Annotated in this window: 22 protein-coding genes; 14 read left to right on the forward strand and 8 right to left on the reverse strand. The window is 38.6% G+C overall.

The genetic code is table 11. The features are described from left to right. Positions 1–138 precede the first annotated feature (138 nt). From BM057_RS04770 to BM057_RS04785, 4 genes are all read left to right on the forward strand, one after another. The gene (locus BM057_RS04770) at positions 139–1,575 is read left to right on the forward strand and encodes a multicopper oxidase family protein (RefSeq protein ID WP_177186176.1); all 1,437 of its coding nucleotides are present in this window, start codon (positions 139–141) and stop codon (positions 1,573–1,575) included. Between the two features lie 395 nt (positions 1,576–1,970). Next, positions 1,971–3,515, forward strand: a complete 1,545-nt coding sequence (locus BM057_RS04775; RefSeq protein WP_047392100.1) for a C69 family dipeptidase — start codon at positions 1,971–1,973, stop codon at positions 3,513–3,515. 310 nt (positions 3,516–3,825) lie between these two features. Further along, positions 3,826–4,554, forward strand: a complete 729-nt coding sequence (gene pgeF, locus BM057_RS04780) for a peptidoglycan editing factor PgeF (protein ID WP_092091863.1) — start codon at positions 3,826–3,828, stop codon at positions 4,552–4,554. A 19-nt stretch (positions 4,555–4,573) separates the two neighbouring features. Further along, complete coding sequence (locus BM057_RS04785; protein ID WP_092091865.1) at positions 4,574–4,936, forward strand: thioesterase family protein; 363 nt, start codon at positions 4,574–4,576, stop codon at positions 4,934–4,936. Positions 4,937–5,040: 104 nt separating this feature from the next. Here BM057_RS04785 and BM057_RS11915 read toward each other — a convergent pair whose 3' ends face one another. Continuing rightward, positions 5,041–5,268, reverse strand: a complete 228-nt coding sequence (locus BM057_RS11915) for a Rid family hydrolase (protein ID WP_092091866.1) — start codon at positions 5,266–5,268, stop codon at positions 5,041–5,043. 236 nt (positions 5,269–5,504) lie between these two features. Here BM057_RS11915 and BM057_RS12105 point away from each other — a divergent pair, with 236 nt between their 5' ends. Then, a complete protein-coding gene (locus BM057_RS12105) occupies positions 5,505–5,684 on the forward strand; it encodes a hypothetical protein (RefSeq protein WP_425439017.1) in 180 nt (59 codons plus the stop codon). A 240-nt stretch (positions 5,685–5,924) separates the two neighbouring features. Here BM057_RS12105 and BM057_RS11530 read toward each other — a convergent pair whose 3' ends face one another. The 4 genes from BM057_RS11530 to BM057_RS11650 all read right to left on the reverse strand — a co-directional run bounded on the left by BM057_RS11530 (position 5,925) and on the right by BM057_RS11650 (position 8,338). Next, positions 5,925–6,152: a hypothetical protein gene (locus tag BM057_RS11530; protein WP_143074473.1), complete on the reverse strand. Its 228-nt coding sequence runs from the start codon at positions 6,150–6,152 to the stop codon at positions 5,925–5,927. Next, a complete protein-coding gene (locus tag BM057_RS04800) occupies positions 6,149–6,550 on the reverse strand; it encodes a hypothetical protein (RefSeq protein ID WP_092091870.1) in 402 nt (133 codons plus the stop codon). The genes BM057_RS11530 and BM057_RS04800 overlap by 4 nt, the downstream gene beginning before the upstream one ends. After that, positions 6,547–7,875, reverse strand: coding sequence for a Y-family DNA polymerase (locus BM057_RS04805; protein WP_177186177.1), 1,329 nt, complete (start codon positions 7,873–7,875; stop codon positions 6,547–6,549). The genes BM057_RS04800 and BM057_RS04805 overlap by 4 nt, the downstream gene beginning before the upstream one ends. 316 nt (positions 7,876–8,191) lie before the next feature. Continuing rightward, on the reverse strand, positions 8,192–8,338 hold the full coding sequence (locus BM057_RS11650) for a hypothetical protein (RefSeq protein ID WP_092091873.1): 147 nt from the start codon (positions 8,336–8,338) through the stop codon (positions 8,192–8,194). Positions 8,339–8,703: 365 nt separating this feature from the next. Between BM057_RS11650 and BM057_RS04820 the strand changes: the two genes are divergently transcribed. Next, on the forward strand, positions 8,704–10,014 hold the full coding sequence (locus BM057_RS04820; RefSeq protein WP_092091875.1) for an NCS2 family permease: 1,311 nt from the start codon (positions 8,704–8,706) through the stop codon (positions 10,012–10,014). Positions 10,015–10,079: 65 nt separating this feature from the next. On the opposite strand, the gene BM057_RS04825 is transcribed toward BM057_RS04820, so the two are convergent. Then, complete coding sequence (locus BM057_RS04825; RefSeq protein ID WP_047392072.1) at positions 10,080–11,003, reverse strand: 1-phosphofructokinase family hexose kinase; 924 nt, start codon at positions 11,001–11,003, stop codon at positions 10,080–10,082. A 186-nt stretch (positions 11,004–11,189) separates the two neighbouring features. Then, positions 11,190–11,570, reverse strand: coding sequence for a PH domain-containing protein (locus tag BM057_RS04830; protein WP_047392069.1), 381 nt, complete (start codon positions 11,568–11,570; stop codon positions 11,190–11,192). Positions 11,571–11,791: 221 nt separating this feature from the next. On the opposite strand from BM057_RS04830, the gene BM057_RS04835 reads away from it, so the two are divergent. From BM057_RS04835 to BM057_RS04850, 4 genes are all read left to right on the forward strand, one after another. Continuing rightward, positions 11,792–12,601, forward strand: a complete 810-nt coding sequence (locus BM057_RS04835) for an aldo/keto reductase family protein (RefSeq protein WP_092091877.1) — start codon at positions 11,792–11,794, stop codon at positions 12,599–12,601. A gap of 56 nt (positions 12,602–12,657) precedes the next feature. Continuing rightward, positions 12,658–13,314 (forward strand): uracil-DNA glycosylase, encoded by a 657-nt coding sequence (locus BM057_RS04840; RefSeq protein WP_047392063.1) that lies wholly within the window; start codon positions 12,658–12,660, stop codon positions 13,312–13,314. A gap of 96 nt (positions 13,315–13,410) precedes the next feature. Then, on the forward strand, positions 13,411–14,124 hold the full coding sequence (gene deoC / locus BM057_RS04845) for a deoxyribose-phosphate aldolase (protein ID WP_092091880.1): 714 nt from the start codon (positions 13,411–13,413) through the stop codon (positions 14,122–14,124). A gap of 181 nt (positions 14,125–14,305) precedes the next feature. Then, entirely contained in the window at positions 14,306–15,736 is a 1,431-nt protein-coding gene (locus BM057_RS04850; protein WP_092091882.1) for a M24 family metallopeptidase, read from the forward strand. Between the two features lie 158 nt (positions 15,737–15,894). Here the strand turns inward: BM057_RS04850 and BM057_RS11655 are convergent, their stop codons facing one another. Continuing rightward, entirely contained in the window at positions 15,895–16,047 is a 153-nt protein-coding gene (locus BM057_RS11655) for a hypothetical protein (RefSeq protein ID WP_177186178.1), read from the reverse strand. Positions 16,048–16,337: 290 nt separating this feature from the next. On the opposite strand from BM057_RS11655, the gene BM057_RS04855 reads away from it, so the two are divergent. From BM057_RS04855 to BM057_RS04870, 4 genes are all read left to right on the forward strand, one after another. Next, positions 16,338–17,303, forward strand: coding sequence for a glycosyltransferase family 2 protein (locus BM057_RS04855; protein ID WP_092091884.1), 966 nt, complete (start codon positions 16,338–16,340; stop codon positions 17,301–17,303). A gap of 661 nt (positions 17,304–17,964) precedes the next feature. After that, positions 17,965–19,281, forward strand: coding sequence for a polysaccharide deacetylase family protein (locus BM057_RS04860; RefSeq protein ID WP_092091891.1), 1,317 nt, complete (start codon positions 17,965–17,967; stop codon positions 19,279–19,281). 254 nt (positions 19,282–19,535) lie between these two features. Then, positions 19,536–20,903 carry an FAD-dependent oxidoreductase gene (locus tag BM057_RS04865; protein WP_092091893.1) on the forward strand — a complete coding sequence of 456 codons (1,368 nt, stop codon included), beginning with the start codon at positions 19,536–19,538 and terminating at the stop codon, positions 20,901–20,903. Positions 20,904–20,912: 9 nt separating this feature from the next. Further along, positions 20,913–22,427: a helix-turn-helix domain-containing protein gene (locus tag BM057_RS04870; RefSeq protein ID WP_092091895.1), complete on the forward strand. Its 1,515-nt coding sequence runs from the start codon at positions 20,913–20,915 to the stop codon at positions 22,425–22,427. Positions 22,428–22,514 lie beyond the last annotated feature (87 nt).

Here is a 22,514-nt window from a genome sequence, read left to right on the forward strand (position 1 = left end):
ATCAGATAAGCAGATTGATTGTACTTGGTTATTGGTTGTGCAACACTAGAGATGTCAGACATTCCGAAATAGAACGTCATGGATCATAAACTTTGAAAAGCCTTGTTTTGCAAGGAAAGATAAGAAAGGATGAATGGTGTGTTAACAACAAAAAATTACTTTCATCAATTGGATGTTACTTCGCAGCCAAACTCTATGACACAAGTAGATGATTTTGATTCTCAACCAACATTAAAATCTGTTGAAATGGAACGACAAGATTTGCCGATTCCAGCATTATTGGAACCTGTCTCGCAATCAGAAGAAAAGGTTCATTATCATATCACTGCTCAAGAAGGAGAAACAGAATATTTTCCTGGCATAAAAAGTCCTTCTAAAGGATACAACGGGAATGTGTTAGGCCCTGTTATGCGCTTGAGAAAAGGTCAGGAAGTCACAATCACAACTGAAAATCAATTAGAACAACCTGCTACTTATCATTGGCATGGGCTGATGCTTCCAGCTGAAGCTGATGGAGGTCCAATGCGGGTAGTAGAACCTCACAGCCAGACAGATGTTCATTTTGATGTAAAAAATGAAGCGGCTACTTGCTGGTTTCATCCGCATACGTATTTGTTGTCTCCAGAACAGCTTTATCAAGGATTAGCGGGATTAATCTACATTGAAGACGAAAATAGTGATCAATTGAAAAAGCATTTGCCGCATGAACACGGTGTCGATGATATTCCGCTGATCGTTCAAGACCGCTACTTTGTTGAAGATGGAGTGGTCGATTATGAACAAGTCTTTAGTATAGACGGCACAAGAGGGGATCATTTGCTGTTAAATGGCGCATTGATGACAAAATTCAATACCCATAAGCGCTTCTTGAGGTTGCGTTTATTGAATGCTTCAAACCGAACGAACTTCAAGTTTGCATTCAATGATCAAAGCCAATTCTTTCAAATTGCCAGCGACGGCGGTTTCTTAAATTATCCATTAGGAATGAAATCATTGATTTTAGGCGCTGCTGAACGGGCCGAAATCGTTATTGACCTAAAAGATACTGAAGAAGAACCGCTCTATTTGATGGTTAATGATTTTAAAGCTCTTGAAATCAGCAAAACAGGCTCTCTGGAAGAAAATGTAGACTTCTCTTATATCTATTCTTTACGAGAAGACTTGTTGAATACGATTTATCCAGAAGAAGTTGCTGATCTGCCTTTCCATCACATTCTTTTCCAAGGAACAGATGAAAGGGTAGCGGTCAATGGCCGTAAATTCCAACAAGGCCGGGCAGATGAGACGTACAAGAAAGACCAATACTATGTTTGGCGCATCATCAATCAAAAAGATGATATCGAAAATATGCCGCATCCTTTCCATGCCCATGACACGCAATTTAGGATTTTAGCCAGAAACGGCAAGCTACCTTACAAAAATGAAATGGGTTATAAAGATACTTTGGTCGTCAACAAAGGCGAAGCTGTCGATATCCTTGTCAAGTTTCCAGATACGGGATTATTCATGCATCATTGCCATAACTTGGAACACCAAGAGCACGGCATGATGACTCACTTTGAAGTAGAAGAATAAGACAGTAAAAAATAAAAAAAGAAAACAAGGAAGCTAACAGCCGCAAGAAAAGGACTGTTCAGCTTCCTTTAAGTTTTTATTGCAAATAGAAATAATTGAAGTTGCCAATAACCTACTAGAAACGCCAGCTGGACAAGTTTTTTAAAAAATAAATCTTGAAAAACCAATTTATTTAAATAACAAATAAAACAGAATAAAAGTGTTTACTTTTATTATAGAAAACGCTATCATGTAGTTGTTATTGTGAAAGTTGTAACAGTAATTTACAGCAACAGGTTAAAAATGAATCTTTACAAATAATAAATAAAAAAAGAAAAGGAGTGGGAGTCCGTTTTACTGTTTTTAAAAAAGTTGAGTGCGTCAGAGTTGAATAAAAACTAGGAGGAATAAGAACGATGAAAACAAAAAAATGGCAGAAAATAACTTGTTTTGCTGCAGTGACTGGTTTATTGTTTATGACAACCTATTCGACGGCTGAAGCTTGCACGACCGTTTTGGCAGGAAAAAAAGCAACTTCTGACGGGTCAACCATGGTCGCAAGAAATGAAGACATGGGAACAGCTTGGACAAAACGCTTTGTTGTAAGAGAGGCTGATACAAATGATTCTCATTTCGTGTCAAAAGGAAACGGATTTACGATTGAGCTGCCAAAAGAACAGTTAAAATATACGGCCACTCCTGAATGGGACGTTTCTGAAGGACTGTATGAAGAAGCAGGAATTAACAGTCAGAACGTAGGAATGAGCGCAACGGAATCAACAACAACGAAGGATAGTGTTTTAGCGTTTGACCCATTGGAAGAAGAAGGAATCGCAGAAGACGCTATGCTGACCGTTGTCTTGCCTTATATTGAATCTGCTAAAGAAGGAGTCGAAAGATTAGGAAAAATCATTGAAGAAAAAGGCAGCGCAGAATCAAATGGCGTTATTTTCTCAGACCATGATGAAATTTGGTATATGGAAACATTGACCGGTCACCATTGGGCAGCGGTAAGAGTACCGGATGATAAGTATGCTGTTATTGCCAATACGATTTCGATTCAAGACTTTGACTGGAATGACACAGAAAACTACCTTTCCTCTAAAAACTTAAAAGAATTTATTGAAGAAAATGATTTGGCAGATACGAGCAAAATGATATCGATCAGAGACATATTTGCCGATACAGAAGAAGATGCAGAATACAATACACCTCGAGTATGGTATGGACAGCAAATGCTGACAAAATCAGATAAAAAAATCAGCGATACCGACTTTGCTCTTTTTGAAAAAGCAGATGAGCCCATTTCTACACAAAAGATCGCTAATATTTTAGGATCTCATTATGAAGGAACTGCTTATGATCCTTTTAAAGAAGAAGAAACAGATCAGACAGCTGCACAAGCTGGTTTTTGGGCTCAGTTGACAAAGAACTTTAAACAAGAAAAGAAAGAACTCGTCCATTATCGCCCAATCAGTGTGCCAAATACAATGGAATCTCATATTTTGCAAATCAGAAATGATGTTCCCGAAGCTATCAGTGGTATTCACTGGCTGGCTCTTGGTGTACCGGATACCAGCAACTATATTCCTTTCTACAGCTCCATTACGGAAACACCAAAAGAATATCAAATCGGTAACGACCAACCAGATGATGAGTCGGCTTACTGGACCTATCGTAAAACAAACGCGTTAGCTGTTCCTTATTACAATGAGTTTAAGACTAAAGATATTTTACCGCTGCAGCAAAAAGTTTGGGAACACATGATTGATTCAGTAAAAACAATCGATAACGAAGCTGAACAGATAAGTGAAAAGACACCTGAAAAGCTGGCTCCTTATCTAAATAAGGAGACGAATGAATTGGCTCATGATTCATTGAAAGAATACAAAAAATTAAACAGCAATCTAATCAAGAAGATGACAGAAAAAACAACGATAGAACATAACGAAGATTTGTAGATCCGCCCATAGCTTCTTTTTCTAAATAAAAAAATCAGCTGCTTTTTCATTCTCTTTTTAAAAGGGATCGGAAAAGCAGCTTTTTTAAGCGTTTTCTATTGAGTTATTGGGCATAACAATTGATTGCATTTGTTCTAGACCTTTCCTTCAGCAGACATTAAATAAAATGGACTCAAAGGCCTTATGTTGTTAGGGATTCTTTATTCTAAAACGAGCCTTTTCCTTGTATACTAGAAAGAGAAAAGAAAGGGATAGTTTTGCATCTTTTTTAAGACGATTTTCAATTAATAATGAGTAAAGGAAGACAGTTATGCATTCAATCTTATTAGAAAAACATGGCTTGATTCACTATATTGCCGGTTCGAATTTTAATTTCCGCTATCAGCAAATCGGCGATAGCATCACTGAACAAATTGAAATGGCTTTAAGCGAAATGGGCATTGCTCCAGGTGTGGTTTATTCAGGAAGCCAAGTCCATGGGAAAGCGATTCAATATTGTGATGGGGAAAATGGCGCGGCTGCTGTTTTTGGACGAACTTTTCCGGATACAGATGGTTTAATCACAGACAAAAAGGGCGTTGCACTCTTAATCAAGTTTGCCGATTGCACACCGATCGTTTTATTTGATCCTATCCATCAAGTCCAAGCCAGTGTTCATTCCGGATGGCGTGGAACGCTGCAGCAAATATCGGTCGAAGCCATCAAAAAAATGGAAAAAGAATTTGGGACAAAAAGAGAAGACTTGGTTGTTTTCGTCGGCCCGTCTATCGACCAGGACCATTACGAAGTTGGAGCTGAAGTATATGAAGCATTTAAAGCGTTCAAAGATCGAGATACGTTTTTTAAACCTTCCGGAAAAAAATATCTGTTGAGCATGATAGATGCCAACTTGTCCATATTAAAACAAGCTGGTTTAAAAGAAGAACAAATAGACATTTGCCGAGAATCAACTTTTACAAGTGATCATTTGCATTCAGCTCGCCAAGAAGGCAAAGACTATCAGTTGAACGGCATGATTACGATGTTGGGTAAGGCATGAAAGAATGGAGGATATTTGAATGGATGAAACAGCTGAAAATCAATATATTGTCAAAGAATCCGATACAGCAGAAGCCATGGGTTCAGGGGGACTGCCGGTATTGTCCACTCCGCATATGGTTGCTTATATGGAAAATACGGCTTGGAAAATGTTGGAATCTACACTCGATGATACCCAAACCTCTGTCGGTATAGAAATGAATCTCACACATTCCGCTCCAACAGCAGTTGGCAAGCGAGTGGATGTGAAAGTAACTTTGCTGGAGTCGACAAAGAATATCTATACTTTTCATATAGAGGCGCATGTCGAAGGAAAACGGATCGGTAAGGCAGAACACAAACGCGCAGTCATCCAAACCGAGAAGTTCATGAAATCAATTTGATACAGAAAAGCATATTGAGATTATGATGGGATCAGTAAAATAAACTAGCTTTCTGTGATAATGAAAAAGTGGCTAGAGTATTTTATACTCTAACCACTTTTATGCTATTTAACTGCAATTACTTCGATTTCAACTAATCCATCATTTGGCAAAGCCGCTACTTGAAAAGCTGTTCGAGCAGGCGGATTTGTATTAAATATATCACCATAAATGTGATTCATCTTTTGAAAGTCATTGATGTCTTTTAGCAAGACAGTTGTTTTAAGGATAGAGTTTTTAACTGCAAGAGATTTTGTGTTTATTTTGTATTCATAGTAAAATTGAGTAGGTATATCTTAATTATCTTTTTAAGGATTTTTTTTTATAGTAAAAATACAATACTTGTAAAGGTTAATCTGCTCTTTTTCAAAATATAAAGAGGCTGCTGAATCTAATTTTCTAAATTTGATTAGCAGCCTCTTTGAATTGTCTCTCAATTTTTATTAAAGCGTATTCAGTTAACATTATATTTGCTTCTGCGTGCTTTGAAACTGAACATATAACTTTCATATAAACCTACCAAAAAAGCATTGAAAAAAAACATTATAAAAACCAATATTTAAGCTTATTTGTTATAGAATCGAAAACAAGGCTGCGTTCCAATTTAGAAAATTGGAATGCAGCCTTATTGAAGAGCTTATCATTATTTATTAAAGTGTACATATATTGCTTTGCTTGCAAGTCTATAGAGCTTTCATTGTCTAAATAGCTGAGAACCTCAGTAATCTTCATTGTCACTTTGTCACGATGCAACTTCCTTTATCCTTTATGACCGCTCATTATACCACTTCTTCCAATAGCTATACCGCCTCTGATTAAGCTGCTAGCCTAAATTAGGAAAGCAGAACCATGTCTAGTTCGCATTTGATCGATTATATTTTCTAGTTCTTCTTTTTTATGATGTTTTCTAGCGATTCCAATAAGTTGAGTTGGATACTTTTTTTACTTCTTATTTTGCTACAACTAATTGAAGTCTTTTGACAGGGTTACCACCATAATATTTCCTGAAAATATGTATGCAGGTTTCAGTAATGGTTTTGGTCGAAAAAGTGTAGTTAATTTGCAAGGGATAGCTAAAACCTGTTTCTATCACAGCTCTTAAAGTTTGAACATCGCCTAAAACGCTAAGTATAAGAACGGTAGAGGTTCCTGTAAAAAAAACATCTTTTCCATTCAACCATCACTCGTTTTGTCTTCAGCCGACAGATCGCTCCACTTCACAAAATCCACGATTTCAGCATGGCGGATCTCGTCATAGTGGATTTTTTCTTCTTCGACAAAGATGCCTAATTCATCATATCCCTTTATGATACCTGTGATATCTGCTGAGTAGCGGCCATCCAGATCCGTTTCTTCTTTTTGGATCGCGATGTGCGATGATTTCAATATAGCTGTATACAGCACCTCATCGATCTCAGCTAAACTCATCCTTTTTTTGGCAGACCAGGTAAAATTCTGCTCCTTTTTTTCTTCGTTGATTTTAGTTGCATGATCAGATAAATAAAAGCCAGCCCATTTTACTTTTTTCCGGTCTTGGTACTGTCTTAAAATTTCTTGATATTCTGGGTTATTCATCTTTTATTCTCCTTTTGACCGCCATCGTGTCCTCCAACAAGTCCGCTTCTGGCAATGCTCCTAGCACCTTGACTTAAACTATTGGCGTGGACAATAGCAGTAAAACCATATTTATCACGGATACTGTCGATGACTTTATCTAAGTTTTGTTCTCTAATGATTTGATCAGGACTTTCAAATAGATTCAGCTGTGTGTGTGTCGTGTAAGATAACTTAGAATAGGTAACACCGATGTGCCGCACAGCTTCTCCTTCGTAATACTTCCTGAATATGTAAAGCAGATACTCGACCAGTTTTTTAGTAGAATCTGTAGCCGGAATTTTTATTTGATGCGAAAAACCAGCTGCCTCCTCATGATAAGAAAAGCCGATATATAAATGGACGCAAGAAGTCTTGCAGCCTTGTTTGCGAATACGCGCTGCGACTTGTTCAGCCATTTCTTTGATAACCGTTTCGATTTCTTCAGGCTTTTGATAATCACGGGGTAATACTTGACTGTTACCGTAGCTTTTTTCGCGGATAGCAGGAGCAGGTTCAGACAAAATCGTCCGATCGATACCGTTTGCATGATGATAATGCTGCAGACCTAAAATGCCAAAAGCTTGTTTCAGCCGAGCAGGGTTCGCATTTGCCACATCTTTGATCGTAAAAAGGCCTAGGCGCTGAAACTGTTTTTCCATCCGACTGCCGATTCCCCAAAAAGCTGTCATAGGTTCAATCTGCCACACTTTTTCTTCCACGTCTTTATAACGCCATTCCGCAATAAAGGTAGGACTGTGTTTGCTTTCGATGTCCAGAGCTAGCTTTGCTAACAAAGGATTATCACCAATGCCTACCGTTAAGTAAATCCCTGTTTCTTTTTTTACATGAAGTTGGATCATACGAGCAAAACGCCAGCGCTTTTCCTGTCGAGACATATTTGCGTTCGGAAAGAAAAGATTGAGCGTTTTAGTCACGTCTAAGATAGATTCATCAATAGAATAGATCAATAAGTCCTCATCAGCGACGTATTGTCTAAAAATCTGATTGATCTTCAAGTTCATGTCGATATAGTAGTTCATACGAGGCGGGACTTTGAGCAAATGCGGATCATTTGGCACTTGATTGGCTCTGGTCACATTTGAGATGCCCAATACTTTTTTAGCTAACGGAGAAGCCGCCAGCACTAACCCACTGCCAGTGTTATCGGCGTTGGATAGGACGACTAGCATTGTTTTTAAAGGATGCAATCCGCGAGCTACACATTCGCAGGAAGCATAGAAAGACTTTGCATCGATCAGCAAAATGTCTCTTAAAGGTTCTTTTGTATAGTCAAAGTTACTCATCATCATTCCTTCTTCCAAATGAAAATGATCTTCAAATTTATTATACGAACGTTTGTTCCTGTTGTAAAGAAAAAGCATCCTTTTACGTAAAAATTTTAGGCAGAAAAAAAGAAAAAGAGGTGAAAGGGGAACATCGTTTAATCAGGATGGCAAAGAAACTATGATAAGATTCTTTTTTAATAGCTTAAAAGAGAGGGGACAAACACTTTTTGGGGTTTTTTCTAGAAAAGGTTTATAGATAGAAAGGAAAAACGCCAAAAAATAAAAAAGAGTAGTCATCTTCTTATGAGTTGACCACTCTTTCTAACTGATAGGATTATCCAATTTTTTTTACTCTCCCGCCTATCTTGTCTGCGAAACGTTCAGCTTCTTTTTTACAGGTGTAGGTTAATGCGCTGGATTTATCTCTTGTTCGTGCGCCGGTAACAGTCAAATAACCATGGAAAATTTTGATGGCATACATTGGTCTAGACACCTCCATTCATGAGAGGATAATAGCAAAAATACCGCTTACATTCAAGTGTTTTTGATAAAAAAAGCAATTTTTTTTATAAATGTAACATTTGAAATCTTGGGTTAATGATGATGAATAAAAATGGAGGAAAACAAACGTATGCTGGACAGAATCGTATGCATCAAAAAAGGAATGAGAAATTGAAAAAGATGGTTGCTATGAATATGAGTCTATTTTTAAAACTTAAGGAACCTTATTCACTCAAGTTTTTGTTTTACTTGTGGGGCGGAGTATTATATGATTAATTTCGTTGGTTTAGGAAAAAAAGTAGTGGTCAGTAAATGGCTGACAACTTAGAAAACTGGAGGGTCAAGATGAAGAACAAATTGAGTTCCTATTTTGAACTAGAAACATTACAAACAACGGTCAAACGAGAGGTCTTAGCTGGATTTACAACTTTTATCTCAATGGCTTATATTTTATTTGTTAACCCGACTGTCTTGGGTGCATCTGGTATGGATGAAGGAGCAGTGTTTACCGCTACTGCATTAGCCAGTGCTTTAGGATGTATTCTGATGGGCGTTTTGGCGCGCTATCCAATCGCAACAGCTCCTGCATTGGGTATCAACGCCTTCTTTTCTTATTCTGTCTGTGTAGGAATGGGCGTACCATGGGAAACGGCGCTTGCCGGAGTGTTTGTTGCTTCTTTGATTTTTATGGTGATCACGATTTTTAAATTACGAGAATTGATCATTGAAGCGATTCCTGCCGATCTGAAATATGCTATCTCTGGCGGTATCGGTTTATTTATTGCTTTTATCGGATTAAGCGAGGGCGGCTTGATCGTTTCAAATGAATCCACACTTGTTGGATTAGGTTCGCTTCATGTCGGTACGACATGGTTGACGATTTTCGGCTTGATCGTGACGGCTATTTTGATGGTTCGCCGTGTACCAGGCGGTATTTTTATCGGAATGGCAACAACGACGATTTTAGGATTGGCAACCAATCTTATCCAAGCTCCTGAACGAATCGTTTCTGCCGCCCCAAGTATTTCTTCTACCTTTTTAGTAGCATTGAGACATGTGAAAGACATCAACTCGATCCAATTGTGGGTAGTGGTGTTGACATTCTTGTTGGTTACTTTTTTTGATACAGCGGGAACACTTGTAGGGCTAGCCAATCAAGCTGGTTTTATGAAAGACAACAAAATGCCTCGGGTTGGAAAAGCCTTGGCTTCTGATTCAACGGCTATGTTGGCAGGATCACTATTAGGAACTTCTCCTGTTGGCGCTTATGTAGAATCTTCTGCTGGGATAGCAGTAGGGGGACGTTCTGGTTTGACAGCTGTGACAACAGGGATCTTATTTATTTTTGGTTTATTTTTTTCACCATTGCTGTCAGTCGTTACACCACAAGTGACTGCACCTGCTTTGATTATTGTGGGTGTCCTCATGGCGCATTCTTTAAGTCAAATCGAATGGGGAAAAATGGAGATCGCTATTCCTTCTTTTCTGATCCTCATCGGCATGCCGTTAACGTATAGTATTGCAGACGGTATCGCTCTTGGGTTTATTTTTTACCCCATCACGATGATCGCAGCAAAACGCGGCAAAGAAGTATCGCCGATCATGTATGGTCTGTTCTTTGTCTTTATCGGTTTTATGTGGATCTTAAATGCTTGATAACCATTCGAAAAAACGAGCGTAGTTTATGATGCGCTCGTTTTTTCTGTCTTCTTTTTATTAGATTAAGTCAGGGTTTGAATAGTGACTTTCTTTTGCAATTTGCGAGCTGCTTTGATGCTGAAAGTTGTACTGTCGCTGTATTGAATATGATCAGCTGCACATGCACTAGCAAGGGACAAACATTCTTTTAACGGTTTTTTGAGTGAAAAGCTTGCCAAAAAGGTTCCTACAAAACAATCGCCGGCTCCGGTATCATTGACAAGTCCTACGATCGGTGTACTGACTTGCAGCAATTCACCAGCATGACTGCAGATGCTGCCATCTTTTCCAAGAGAAACGATCACGTAATCGATTTTTTTAGATAGTTCTCTGAGACGATCTAAAAAGTTTGCTTCAGAGGGAATCAATTCCTGAATTTCAAAACGGTTAGGCTTGATAAAATTCACACCGATTTCAACGGCTTTTTTTAAAGCTTCTCCTGAAAGATCGCAAGCAATAAAACAGCCGATTTTCTTTAACCGATTTAACAAGTCTTCTAAATCATTGAGCTCAAATCCAGGCGGCAAAGAGCCGGCAATCAATACAATATCATCTTTTTGTACCTTTGATTCTATTTTTTCATAGAGCAGTTCACTGTCATAGTCTGTGACTCTAAAGCCTTTTTCTGTGATCAAGATGCTTCCGCCGACCTCTGCTTCTAAAATGACATAACTTTCTCGTGTTGCTTTGCCATAAACTTCTACAAAATCATGTTGAATGTCTTTGTCAGCAAGGATCTTTTCTAATTTATTTTCATTGGTGGTTCCACAAAAGCCTAATGCTTGGTTTTTGACTTTCTGTTGATTCATGGCATAAGAACCGTGATGTCCCTTGCCGCCAATATCATACGCTATTTTTTCCAGTCGATTGTTTTTTCCTTTTGTCAAAGTTCCTTCAAGAAACAGCAGCCGATCGATCGTAGGATTCAAGGTAACGGTATAGATCATGTTTGCAACTCCTTTCGCTTTCATTCTTTTATGATGATTGTAGCACTCTTTCAGTAAACTTACAGTTAATTGCCATTGAGAGGTGCACATAGAAAAGACCTGGCGCAGATAGTCATGTATCTGCGCCAGGTCTTTTAAATGATATTCGTTTCAAAACATAAAACTAGGGTAATGTTTGGCTGCCTTCTATCTCAAAACAGCTGCAGCAAGCGCTTTTTGTATCGTAACGATATGTTTATCTTTTCTAAATTGGAGACTGACTGAAGGTTCTACAGCGCTGGAGATCCAGATGTGCAGCTCAGCTTCTAAATCAAAATGTCCTGATGTTTCAACGCTAAAACGAGAAATAGATTTGTACGGCAAACTTTTATATTCCGTCTTTTTGCCCGTCATGCCTTGCTTGTCGACTAGGATCAAGCGTTTATTAGTAAATACCATTAAATCGCGCACAAGAACAAAAGATAAATCAACTTCCTCCCCTGGAATCAATACATCTGCCAATTCTTTTTCTGTAGCTGCAATTGATTTATCATTTGCATTGCCCATTAAACCGTCGAATAGACCCATTTAACATTCTCCTTTAAACCATTGTGATTTGTTCATTATACCAAATAAAAAGCAATGATGCATCAGAGCCAAAAGAGCTGCCGGGACGATTAAAGACAAAGCCTTCAACGAGAAAATATTTGCAAAACAATGAAGGATGAATCGAAAGCAGTGCATTATTTTTACAAAAGAAAAAAGTTGGTATACGATGGAGATAAAAGAAGATAAAGGAGAATGAAATGATGGAAACAATCACCTTAAACAATGGATCAACGATGCCGCTGATTGGGACAGGCACGAACACGTATGGAAAAGAAGGCAACCAATACAGAGGAGAATTGAATGGCGATTTCAGTGCGTTATCGTCTGCTATTCAAGTTGGTTATCGTTTGATCGACACAGCTATCTCTTATCGAAACGAAGCCGGTGTCGGAAAAACAGTTCATGACAGCGGAGTAGAGCGTAGTGAATTTTTCCTAACGACTAAAATTCCGGTGCAAGATGAGTATATCGGTTCAGCGGAATCAGTAGAACAGACTGTTTTGCAAAGCTTGAAAAATTTGCAAACAGATTATATTGATCTGTATTTGATTCATCATCCGATCGAAGATAAAGGGAAACTCAAACAAACGTGGCAAGTATTGGAATCTTTTGTTGACCAAGGTAAACTCAAAGCCATCGGAGTATCTAATTTTGATATCGAGCTGTTAGAAACTCTTAAATCTTTCGCCCGTATCCAACCTGCCGTTAATCAGATCGAATCCAATCCGCATACTTGGAATGACGAGCTCATTGATTACTTGTTTGCACATAATATTCAGCCTGAAGCATGGGGACCACTCAGCAAAGTAACGGAAGACCAAGAATCCGCCTTAGCAAAAATAGGCGAGAAATATGGGAAAAATTGGGGACAAGTGTTATTGCGTTATCAAGTTCAAAGAGGTGTAGTGGTCATACCAAAATCACACAATGCTAAGCGACAAACATTAAACTTAGAGCTATTTGACTTTACACTGACAACGGATGAAATGGCAGAAATCAAATCTCTTTAAAGAAGAGACTTTTGCAGGATAAAAGTCAAATCAACAGACACAGAAGGATAGATGAAATGGAAGAAAAACTTGTAGCATTTGTAGAAGCATTGGCCACGACAGAAGTTACGCCTAACGTATACAACCAATACGCATATGGCAATCCTGAAAATGCCATTAGAAGAGACAACTTGCTGATTTATTTAAGGCAAATGGCAAAGCTGGAACCGAAAATGATACTAGTAGGAGAAGCGCCAGGCTATAGGGGCAGCCGATTAACAGGCGTGCCGTTTACGAGTGAGTATTTGCTGATGAACAATATGGAAGGTTTAACTTTATTTGGAAAGGAACACGGTTACCGGTTAGTTGCAGAAAAAGAGAAGTTGTTAAAGGAAGCGACGGCTACGATCATTTGGAACACGCTTTTAGAAGAGGATCTTTTATTTTTATCGTGGAATGCTTTTCCTTTTCATCCGCATAAAAAAGAGCAGTCTAAAAGCAACCGCACACCGTTACAGAAAGAGCTATTGATCGGACAAAAACCGCTTTTGCAGCTCATTGATTTATTTAACATTGAGCAAGTCGTTGCGATGGGGAATAAGGCAAATGACAGCCTCCAAACATTAGGCATCAGCTGTCAAAAAGTCCGGCATCCTGCTCAAGGAGGAAAAAATAAGTTTGTCCAAGGGATCAAGCAAATAAAAGAAGAGATGGATGCGCAGCTTAAAAAGTAAAGAGGAGAGCTAAGAAATTAAGCGCCTCTTTTCTTATGCGATCTAGGCAAGAGAAGATGCGGTCTTATCAAATGAAGCTTATAAGGGGGAAAGTGCATGTCAAAGAACTATCAGATAGATGAATTGAGTCAGCTGATCGATCATACAAATTTAAAACCATTTGCTGATCATGCCGCTATAGCTCAGTTATGCCAAGAAGCAAAGGAACACCATTTCAAAATGGTGGCGATCAACCAAGCACAGACCGCTTTTTGTAAACAACAATTAGAAGAAACGGACATTCATGTGGGAGCAGCCATTGCTTTTCCACTCGGACAGACGACGATTGAAGCGAAAGTATTTGAAACGAAAAACGCGATCAAAAATGGTGCCGATGAGATCGACTATGTGGTCAATCTAACAGAAGTGAAAGAAAAGAATGACGCTGCTGTGAAGGATGAAATGGCACAAATTGTTTCTATTTGCCGAACGCATCACGTCATCTCTAAAGTGATCTTCGAAAATGCGTATTTAACAAAAGAAGAAATTATCAGGCTGAGCGAGATCGCTAAAGAAGTTCAACCTGATTTCATTAAAACCTCTACTGGTTTTGCTCTCAGCGGCGCAACCACGGAAGATGTTAAACTCATGAAAGATACAGTTGGTCCGAATGTTAAAGTTAAAGCAGCTGGCGGCATACGAGACGCTGTAACCTTTATCGATATGCTGAAAAGCGGCGCTGAACGGATCGGCACGAGCTCGGGGATTGCCATTATAGAAGAACTGAAAGAATACATGAGACAAAACGGTGTAGATGAAATAGAGATTTGAGCGTTTGATTGATGGACTTGTGAAGATAAAACGATGTTCAAGCAAAGGGGAGATATCGAAAAGACGAGGAGCAGTTGAAAGTTTATCTGAAATCACGCATAATAGAATTTGGCACTAAAATGCTGGAGCAAGAAAGCAGCCGGCAAAAAATACGATGAGGCCAGATAAAGGAGACCTAATCATGCATGAATTAAAAAAGACATACGACAGTGCTCGTTTTTCATTAACAGAAGTGAAAGCCCCTTCTATAGTATTTAATGCTCAACCACCTGTTTTAAAACAAGAAACACTTGTGGAGCGCAAAGAAAAATTGCTGCAAGCAATGAAAAACAAAGGATTGGATACTGTATTTATTTATGCAGATCGTGAACATGCAGGAAACTTTGAATATTTAACCGGCTTTATTCCGCGTTTTGAAGAAGGATTGCTGGAAGTGACAGCAGAAGGAGAAGCTTGCCTGTTTCTTGGGAATGAAAACTTGAAAATGGCAAATCATTCACGCTTGCCGGCATCACTAGTCCATATTCCTCATTTTTCTCTGCCGAACCAACCCATGGACAATGCGAAAAGCTTCAAAGCTATTTTAAGTGAAGAGACTGATCTAAAAGGCAAAAAAATTGGAATCGTTGGGTGGAAACGTTTCACAAGCTCATTTGACGATAATCGCCAGCTTTATGATGTCCCTTACTTTATCGTTGAGGCGTTACTGTCATTAGCCAAAGAACAGGACGCGACGGTTGTAAGTGCAGCTGAGCTTTTTATCGGTGAACATGACGGAGTGAGAACAACTAATAATGCTGATGAAGTTCATTATTACGAATATGGCTCTAACTTGGCTTCGAATTGTGTTTTAGAAGCAATGGATCTGATTGAAATCGGTAAAACGGAAACAGAGATTGCTTCTTATTTATCCAGATATGGCCAACCGCACAATATTACGACGATTTGTGCAACGGGCGATCGCTTTACAGATGCTGTTATTTATCCAAGAGATAAAGCCGTTGCGTTAGGCGATAAGTTCTCGATCACTACGGGTTATAAAGGCGGATTGACGAGCAGAGCAGGCTATATTGCAAATGAAACAGCTGATCTTCCTGCAGAAGTGGAAGATTATTTAGAAAGAGTGGCAATTCCTTATTATGCAGCAACCGTAACCTGGATGGAAAATATTCGCATCGGGATGACGGGCGGAGCACTCTATGACATGATCGAAAGTGTACTGCCGAAAGAAACCTATGGCTGGCATTTGAATCCCGGGCACTTAGCAGCTGACGAAGAGTGGATGTCTTCACCAGTTTATCCGAATTCAACGGCTGAATTAAAGAGCGGTATGTTATTCCAAGTAGATATCATTCCATCTGTTCCGCACTATGGCGGAGCAAGTGCCGAAACAGGAATCGCGCTCGCTGATGAGAAGCTGCGTAATAAAATAAAAGAACATTATCCAGCACTATGGGAACGTTTCGAAAAGAGAAGAAACTATATGAAAGAGGAGCTGAATATTCAACTTCCGCCTGAATTGCTGCCTTTATCGGATACAGTGGGCTACTATCGACCTTATTTCTTGAATAAGGAAAAGGCGTTAAAATTTACAGGATCTGTCAACCAATAAAACAAAAAAAGAGGACTGGACAGTTATTTTTGTCCAGTCCTTAAATCATTCTATACAGCAGAGGATCTATTGCTTGAGCGCATTCCCCCTTTTTTTATGCTCCCCTTTGCTCGACAAAAGTATATTTGCTATCACCAAGGGCAGCAATAAAGACAGAATCAGTCATTTCTTTTTTGACTTTCCAAGCTGATGGTTTGATTCTCCAAGTCGGTCTCTATATGTTTGAAGCCGCTGACGCGAAGCAGCCTTAAAACAACTTCACTTGCGTCTTCCTCGTTTTCCATTTCTTTGATCGTTAAAATGATTTTCATCGCTGTCATCTCCTTATCTTTTTTGAGCACCATCAATATACACGGTAACATTTGTTTTATGAAATGGTTGATTTTTAACCTTTATAGTAATAGAATGCTCATTTATTTTCAAATGATTGAACTCGTTGATGAGAAAAACCGAAACAATGAAACATTAGAAAAAAACACGGAAAAGACTCCTTATTCTGCTCTAAAGATGATATACTGACTGCATAAGCCAAGTGTTGTTCCTATGGGCAATAAAAAAAGAAAAGGGCTAAGCATGGTTTACAGAAGAAGGAGGGAACAATATGATCACTGTGATTGTTCCAATACATAATAATGAAAAGACCTTACCGAAGTGTTTAAATAGCATTCGTCTACAGACTTACACTGATCTGGATGTTGTTCTAGTGGATGCAGGTTCCACAGATCAAAGCCGAGAAGTTTGTGAAAATTATGCTAAATCGGATTCAAGGTTTCATCCAATCTACACAGAAACGCTGAATGACTCAGCAATTAAAAATCTCGGTATCTCAAAGGCTAAAGGCGAATATATCTGTTTTGTTCATCCGCTTGACTTTATTGATAGAGAAATGATCGAAGTGTTAGTCAATGCGGTCAGCAACTATAATGCAGACATGGTAACTTGTCGTTATTATGTAGAAACACCAGATAAGTTATCGATCGTGGCTGGACCAGAAACAACAGCCTATATGAATAAAAAAGAAGCCGTTGACCTTTGTCTGGCACAAAAGAGAGCACATGGTTTTCTTTGCAATAAATTATTTAAATTAGATTTATTTCGTGCTGAACCTGCGATTCGTTTTGATGAAAAAGTCAATTATTATGAAGATTTGCTCGTCACTATTCAATGCTTTTTGAAGAGCCGCAGAATCGTTTATAGTCCGCCACCCCATTATCATTACGTTGTTCATCGACACGCCAAACGAGATGAGTTGACCAAAAAAGAAAAATTGACAGGATTAAAAGCGATCAAAGAAACGATGCAGCTGCTTAAATCGTTACCTGAATTTGATATGAATGCTATAAAAGAGCATTATATCGATTTAAGTCTTAAACTGTTGCATGGTCTGATAGAAGAGAAACGGGTAGACCAAACCAAACTCAATGAATGGAAGCAGGATATGTTAGCGTATGAACCAGAACGATTTACAGATCAACATTTAAAAATCGTGTATCGAATGACAAAGAGCAATACCACCATAGGGCACTTATGTTGGAAATTATTCTATGATCATAAAGTGATAGCCTAACTGATTCATTGAAGTTGAAACAAAAGATAAGAAGAATGAATAAGAAGCACCGCACGACGAAATAGGATCATCATTTGGCAAACTATCCTTTGAAATGAGAAGGGTAGTTTTTTTGGTTCTTCCTCTTTTAACGTTGGTAAAGAAATTTCCACCGGTCGATGGGCTACTGGTGGAAAGCCATGAGAACATATTGAGCCGAAAATTGCGTCTCAATGCTTGCAAGCTTCAAACTTAGTGTAACGGCTAAAGCCTAACACTAAGTGATTCACATTGCATCTTTTTTCAGGGTCGTCAGCAACTCTATGCGCCTCCTGAGATTTCTAGAAATAGGATCTCAACGAGTTTAGCATTAAAAAAAATGATATTTTCCAGACCAACGTTAAATATTGTAAAACCGTTTTTTTAATGTCTTTAAAAGCGGCGATAAAAAGGAAATGAGAAAAAATAACTGAAATATTACAATTTCGTTGCATATTTTACAAAATGAATTGATTTCGAGAAAAAGTTGCCTTATACTGCAACAGTATACGGTAAGATGAATTCTTATAAGCCATTCGTGCAACAAAAAAGGAAGGCGCTGATAACGTACAATCCATTTTAAAAAAAGAAAAATCAATAAAGCGGCAGTAAAGGGTATGGAAAGGAAAGAAGGTAAAGTCAAGTGACGAAAAGAAACAAACAACTCCTAGTAGCATCTTTAAGTGTTATAGTGGCTATTTTTGCCATTAAAATGAGTATAGACGTTTATCAGACGAAAATGTTAGCAAAGCAAAAAGCCGAAATTGTCGAAAAGCAGGTAAAAACATTGTCTCATTCTGATTTTTCTTCTGCGGTTATTCAAGCCAATATCGCGCATAACGACTTTTATTATGCTGAACCAACAAAAGATGAAAAAGAAGTTCCATTTTTAGCAAAAGAAGTCGAACGAATCAAAAAAGAATGGAAAAAAAATAACCGTACGGACCATCTGGTTTTTGTACAATACCAAACAGAGCCGATTAGACCGCAGATTGAAACAGTACGAAACAAAGAAGTCATTTACCAACCAAAGAAAAAGGCCTATGTCAAAACTGAAAAAGAGAGTAAACAAACGCATTACATAGACAGTAAAACAGGCGAAGAACTTTCTTTCAGTTCATTATTAAAACAGGACGAAGAAAATAATGAGGAAGTACGACGCGTACTGAATGCTGTTTTTGATGATGAAAAAATCAGCGATAAAGAAAGAGAAATGGTTTTGGCTCAAGCATTAGATGAAAAAATTTCTTCGTTGTCTGCTGAGACCATAACGTTTCAATCAGCTGACCAAACAGATATTCAAATTCCGATCAAAAAAATATTCCCTTATTTTAAAGAAGAGTATTTAACAGCAGATGAAAAAAAGGTGCTCCAAGAAAGAGAGAAACAAGCCGAAAAAGCGAGAAAGGAAAATCGCATCGCAATCACTTTCGATGATGGACCTCATGCTGTACAAACACCGAGATTATTGGATATTTTGAAAAAACACCATGTAAAAGCAACTTTTTTTGTCTTGGGCGAAAATGTGCGGGGAAATGAAAAAATAGTGAAACGGATCGTCAAAGAAGGACATCAAATCGCTAATCATTCTTATGATCATCCACAATTAACTAAGCTGAGTCCAAATCAAATCAATCAAGAAATCGAAAAAACCAGCCGCTTGATCCATGATGCATCTGGTGTATGGCCAACAACTGTTCGCCCACCATATGGAGCATTAAATGGAACAGCGCGGAAAGAGCTGAAAAATTATAAGACGGTATTATGGACTGTAGATTCGCTGGATTGGAAAACAAGAGATGCTGCTAAAGTTCAACAAAAAATATTGAAACAAGTACGAAAAAATTCTGTTATCTTAATGCATGATATCCATCCGACAACGGTAGACGCTGTTGATGGATTATTGACAGCCCTAGAAAAACAATATTCATTTGTAACCGTTGATGAAATGTCTTCTTAAAAAAGAATCGATAATGATCAAAAATGTGCATCATTCTTTCTTCTCCAAAAAAGAAAGGATAGTGCGCATTTTTTGTTTTACAACACATAGGAAGATCTAGAGATTTCTTTTTCAGTGACAGGTTAAAAAGATGGTTTAGCATAAAAAAGCTTTCCATTTAGCCTAACAAAAAACTTTAAACGAAAACCTTTTCTTGAAAAGCAAGACTGATTAGGTTTTAATGAAAGTAGGATTTCCTTGAAAGGAGAACAAATATGAATATCGTTATCATTGGAGCCTCCTTTGCAGGTGTAACGGCAGCGTTGAAAGCCAAAGAACTTTATCCAGAAGCAACCGTTACGTTACTTGAAAAGAAAGCAAACATTGGTCTATTGCCAAATCATCTCAACTTATTTTTGAAGGGACAAACTGCTCAATTAGAGGAGACTGTACTGGCTAGTCCTCAAGAGCTGCAGAATAATGGCATTCGCCTTTTATTAGAAAGAACCGCAGTGAAACTTCATGCGGCAGCACAAAGATTGACTTATCTAGAAGGGAACCTTAAAAAGCAGCTGAAATTTGATAAGCTGATCTTAGCAGTCGGTTCTAGTCAATATTCTAATCGGATCAAAGGAAGTGAACAGTCCGAAGTACTGCGATATAAAAATAATGAAGACCCCAAAGCATTGCTTCAACGTATAATAGCAGCTGAAAGAATCACGATCATCGGCGGTGGGCAGATCGGGATCGAGACAGCAGATGCTTTGATCCAGTATGGCAAAAAGCTGCAGCTGATCGATAGTATGGATCACATTTTGTTTAAATATATGGATCAGGACTTTGCTAAAATCATTGAAAAAGCAATGAAGAAACAGGGAATCACGTTAGCTTTAGGAAAGACGGTCAACGAAATCAGTCAAAAAGAAACAGCAGACACCACAGTTGTTCAAGCCATTACCCAGCAACAGTCATTTGAAAGTGATGCGGTCATTTTAAGCGTAAATGTTCGGCCTGATGTTAAACTTGCTGAGGGACAGATTGAATTGAATGGGGACGGCACGATTAAGGTAAATGCGTATATGCAGACTTCTGATCCCCATATTTTTGCAGTTGGCGATTGCGTAGGCGTCCCTTTTCGTCCTACTGAAGACCGGTATTATTTGCCAATGGTCAACAATGCAGTACACACAGCTACCGTTGCTGCATTCAATTTGACAGCTGAGCGCTTGCCGTTCAAAGGTTCTCTGCGGGCGATCGGCTCACAAGTCTTTGGGTATTTTATCGCCAGCTGCGGTTTGACAGAAGAAGAAGCAAGGCTTTATGATTTGAATGTTGCTGCCATTCGTTTGACATCAACGGATCGTAGCTGGGAAAAAGCAGATACAGAGTCTGAAGTGATGGGGAAATTGATATTTGACAAAGAGAACCACCAAGTAGTAGGGGGACAATTCTTGTCAAAAAATAATATCTTGTCGTTAGCTGACCAGTTGGCAATGGCGATTCAAGCACATCAAAAACTTGAAGACCTAGCTGTGCAAGATGCTGTCTACTATGCACCCTACACCCAGTTGACACCGCTATTGAGCAAATTGGCTTTGGCAGCATTGACTGATAAATTGAACAATAAAGACAGAGAGAAGTGAGAGAACGCTATGGAGATTGAAGATTTACTGGATAAAAGCGAACGCTACCAGATTTATATCATCCGCCAGCTGGTCTTGAATGGTGGACGTATTGCCTACCGCGAACTATTTGCTTCTCTGCATATCGCCAAAGCTTCTTTTGACAAGTATTTAGAAAATGTAAAAGATCGTGCTCAAAAGGTTCCGCACTTATTCGAATTTGATTGGACAAGTCAGGAATTGACGCTGCACCTGTCAGAAAAAAGCATGTTGCAAGATATTATTCATTTATATGTCAAAGAGAGCTTGAAATTTCAAATTTTAGATTACTTGTATCAGCACCAAGATTTTAGTGTTCCGCAGCTGACCAGCAAAATGGCCCTCAGTGAAGCTTCTTTTTATCGGCGTTTAAAAGAAATTAATGGATTTTTGAAAGAATTTGATATTCAGGTTCGCAATGGCAAAATGCATGGGGAGGAATTGCAAATCCGTTATTTTTTCTTTCAATTATATTGGTTTCTGGTTCCTTATACTCAACACCAGAAAGAGCTGAGCGAAAGTCCGCAACAGCCTGCTATTCGGATCTTAGAACGAAACTTAGCGTTCAACCTTCCTCAACATGATCGCTGCCGATTGAACTTGTGGCTAACGATCTCACGTAAACGAATCCTATTGAAATACAAGACATATTGGCAAATGCGTCGAAAGATGGAACCTTTTCTGGAACATACATTATATATAGAATTGAAAGACTTGACGTTTCGCTTTTTGAGCCGTTATTCGATCGAAGCAGAAGAAGAGGAAGCGATGATGCTGTTTATTTTTCTTAACTCGATGTCGATTTTGCCAGAAACCGCAAAAAACACGCTTTGGACGGACGAAAATGATTTTATTTCACCTGTCACCACACTTGATCAGCAGGCCCTTTTGCAAATCAAACAGTCCTTCCAACTACAAACTGAAACAGAGGCATGGTTGCCAAAAAGCAAGTATTACTTAACACAAACCCATGCAAGTTTGTACTTTTTGACAGGCGACTTGCTGATCTTTGATCTAGAAAATATTCGAAAAAAGGAAAAAAGATTCACACGTCCAGATGTTCAACGTTTTGCTCATCAGTTGCTAGAAATGACATTGAATGCGTTGCAACAGCCGCTAGACGAAATGAATACTTTACAAACAACAGCTTTGATTCGCTACACTAGTATATTGGCGCTGATCGAACAGCTCAATCAAACAACGATTGAGGTGGGTATCGATCTGCAAATGGAAAAACTATACGCAGAAGCCTTCACTGCGGTGTTGATTCAAAGTCTGAATGAACATCATGGCATTCGGATAGAACACTATCAGCCAGCTCATCTGTATGATTTAGTGATCACCAATACATTGGTAAAGGATCGTTATTCTGCTGAACAACGCATCTACCTTCTCTCTGAGTTGGCGTCACAGTATGATCTCCAACAAATCAGAAAAGAAATGCACCATATTTTACAACAAAAGAAAGCTTCTTTCCCGGCTATGCCGTTAGAAGAAAAAATTTAAGCGCTAGAAAGCACTGCCTTTCCTTATTTTTAAAGGTTTCTAGCGTTTTTTATCATTTTTTTTGAAAGCGGTAAAAAAACTTGATAG

The sequence above is a fragment of the Pisciglobus halotolerans genome, assembly GCF_900113675.1.
In the GTDB taxonomy this organism is placed as follows: Bacteria; Bacillota; Bacilli; order Lactobacillales; family Carnobacteriaceae; genus Pisciglobus; species Pisciglobus halotolerans.

Coding starts and splice junctions, on each gene's coding strand:
- BM057_RS04870 (WP_092091895.1), top strand. CDS start 20,913: ATGGAGATTGAAGATTTACTGGATAAAAGCGAACGCTACCAGATTTAT.
- BM057_RS04820 (WP_092091875.1), top strand. CDS start 8,704: ATGAAGAACAAATTGAGTTCCTATTTTGAACTAGAAACATTACAAACA.
- BM057_RS04865 (WP_092091893.1), top strand. CDS start 19,536: ATGAATATCGTTATCATTGGAGCCTCCTTTGCAGGTGTAACGGCAGCG.
- deoC (WP_092091880.1), top strand. CDS start 13,411: ATGTCAAAGAACTATCAGATAGATGAATTGAGTCAGCTGATCGATCAT.
- BM057_RS04855 (WP_092091884.1), top strand. CDS start 16,338: ATGATCACTGTGATTGTTCCAATACATAATAATGAAAAGACCTTACCG.
- BM057_RS04850 (WP_092091882.1), top strand. CDS start 14,306: ATGCATGAATTAAAAAAGACATACGACAGTGCTCGTTTTTCATTAACA.
- BM057_RS11650 (WP_092091873.1), bottom strand. CDS start 8,338: ATGTATGCCATCAAAATTTTCCATGGTTATTTGACTGTTACCGGCGCA.
- BM057_RS04840 (WP_047392063.1), top strand. CDS start 12,658: ATGGAAGAAAAACTTGTAGCATTTGTAGAAGCATTGGCCACGACAGAA.
- BM057_RS04835 (WP_092091877.1), top strand. CDS start 11,792: ATGGAAACAATCACCTTAAACAATGGATCAACGATGCCGCTGATTGGG.
- BM057_RS04830 (WP_047392069.1), bottom strand. CDS start 11,570: ATGGGTCTATTCGACGGTTTAATGGGCAATGCAAATGATAAATCAATT.
- pgeF (WP_092091863.1), top strand. CDS start 3,826: ATGCATTCAATCTTATTAGAAAAACATGGCTTGATTCACTATATTGCC.
- BM057_RS04805 (WP_177186177.1), bottom strand. CDS start 7,875: ATGAGTAACTTTGACTATACAAAAGAACCTTTAAGAGACATTTTGCTG.
- BM057_RS04825 (WP_047392072.1), bottom strand. CDS start 11,003: ATGATCTATACCGTTACCTTGAATCCTACGATCGATCGGCTGCTGTTT.
- BM057_RS11655 (WP_177186178.1), bottom strand. CDS start 16,047: ATGAAAATCATTTTAACGATCAAAGAAATGGAAAACGAGGAAGACGCA.
- BM057_RS04785 (WP_092091865.1), top strand. CDS start 4,574: ATGGATGAAACAGCTGAAAATCAATATATTGTCAAAGAATCCGATACA.
- BM057_RS04800 (WP_092091870.1), bottom strand. CDS start 6,550: ATGAATAACCCAGAATATCAAGAAATTTTAAGACAGTACCAAGACCGG.
- BM057_RS04775 (WP_047392100.1), top strand. CDS start 1,971: ATGAAAACAAAAAAATGGCAGAAAATAACTTGTTTTGCTGCAGTGACT.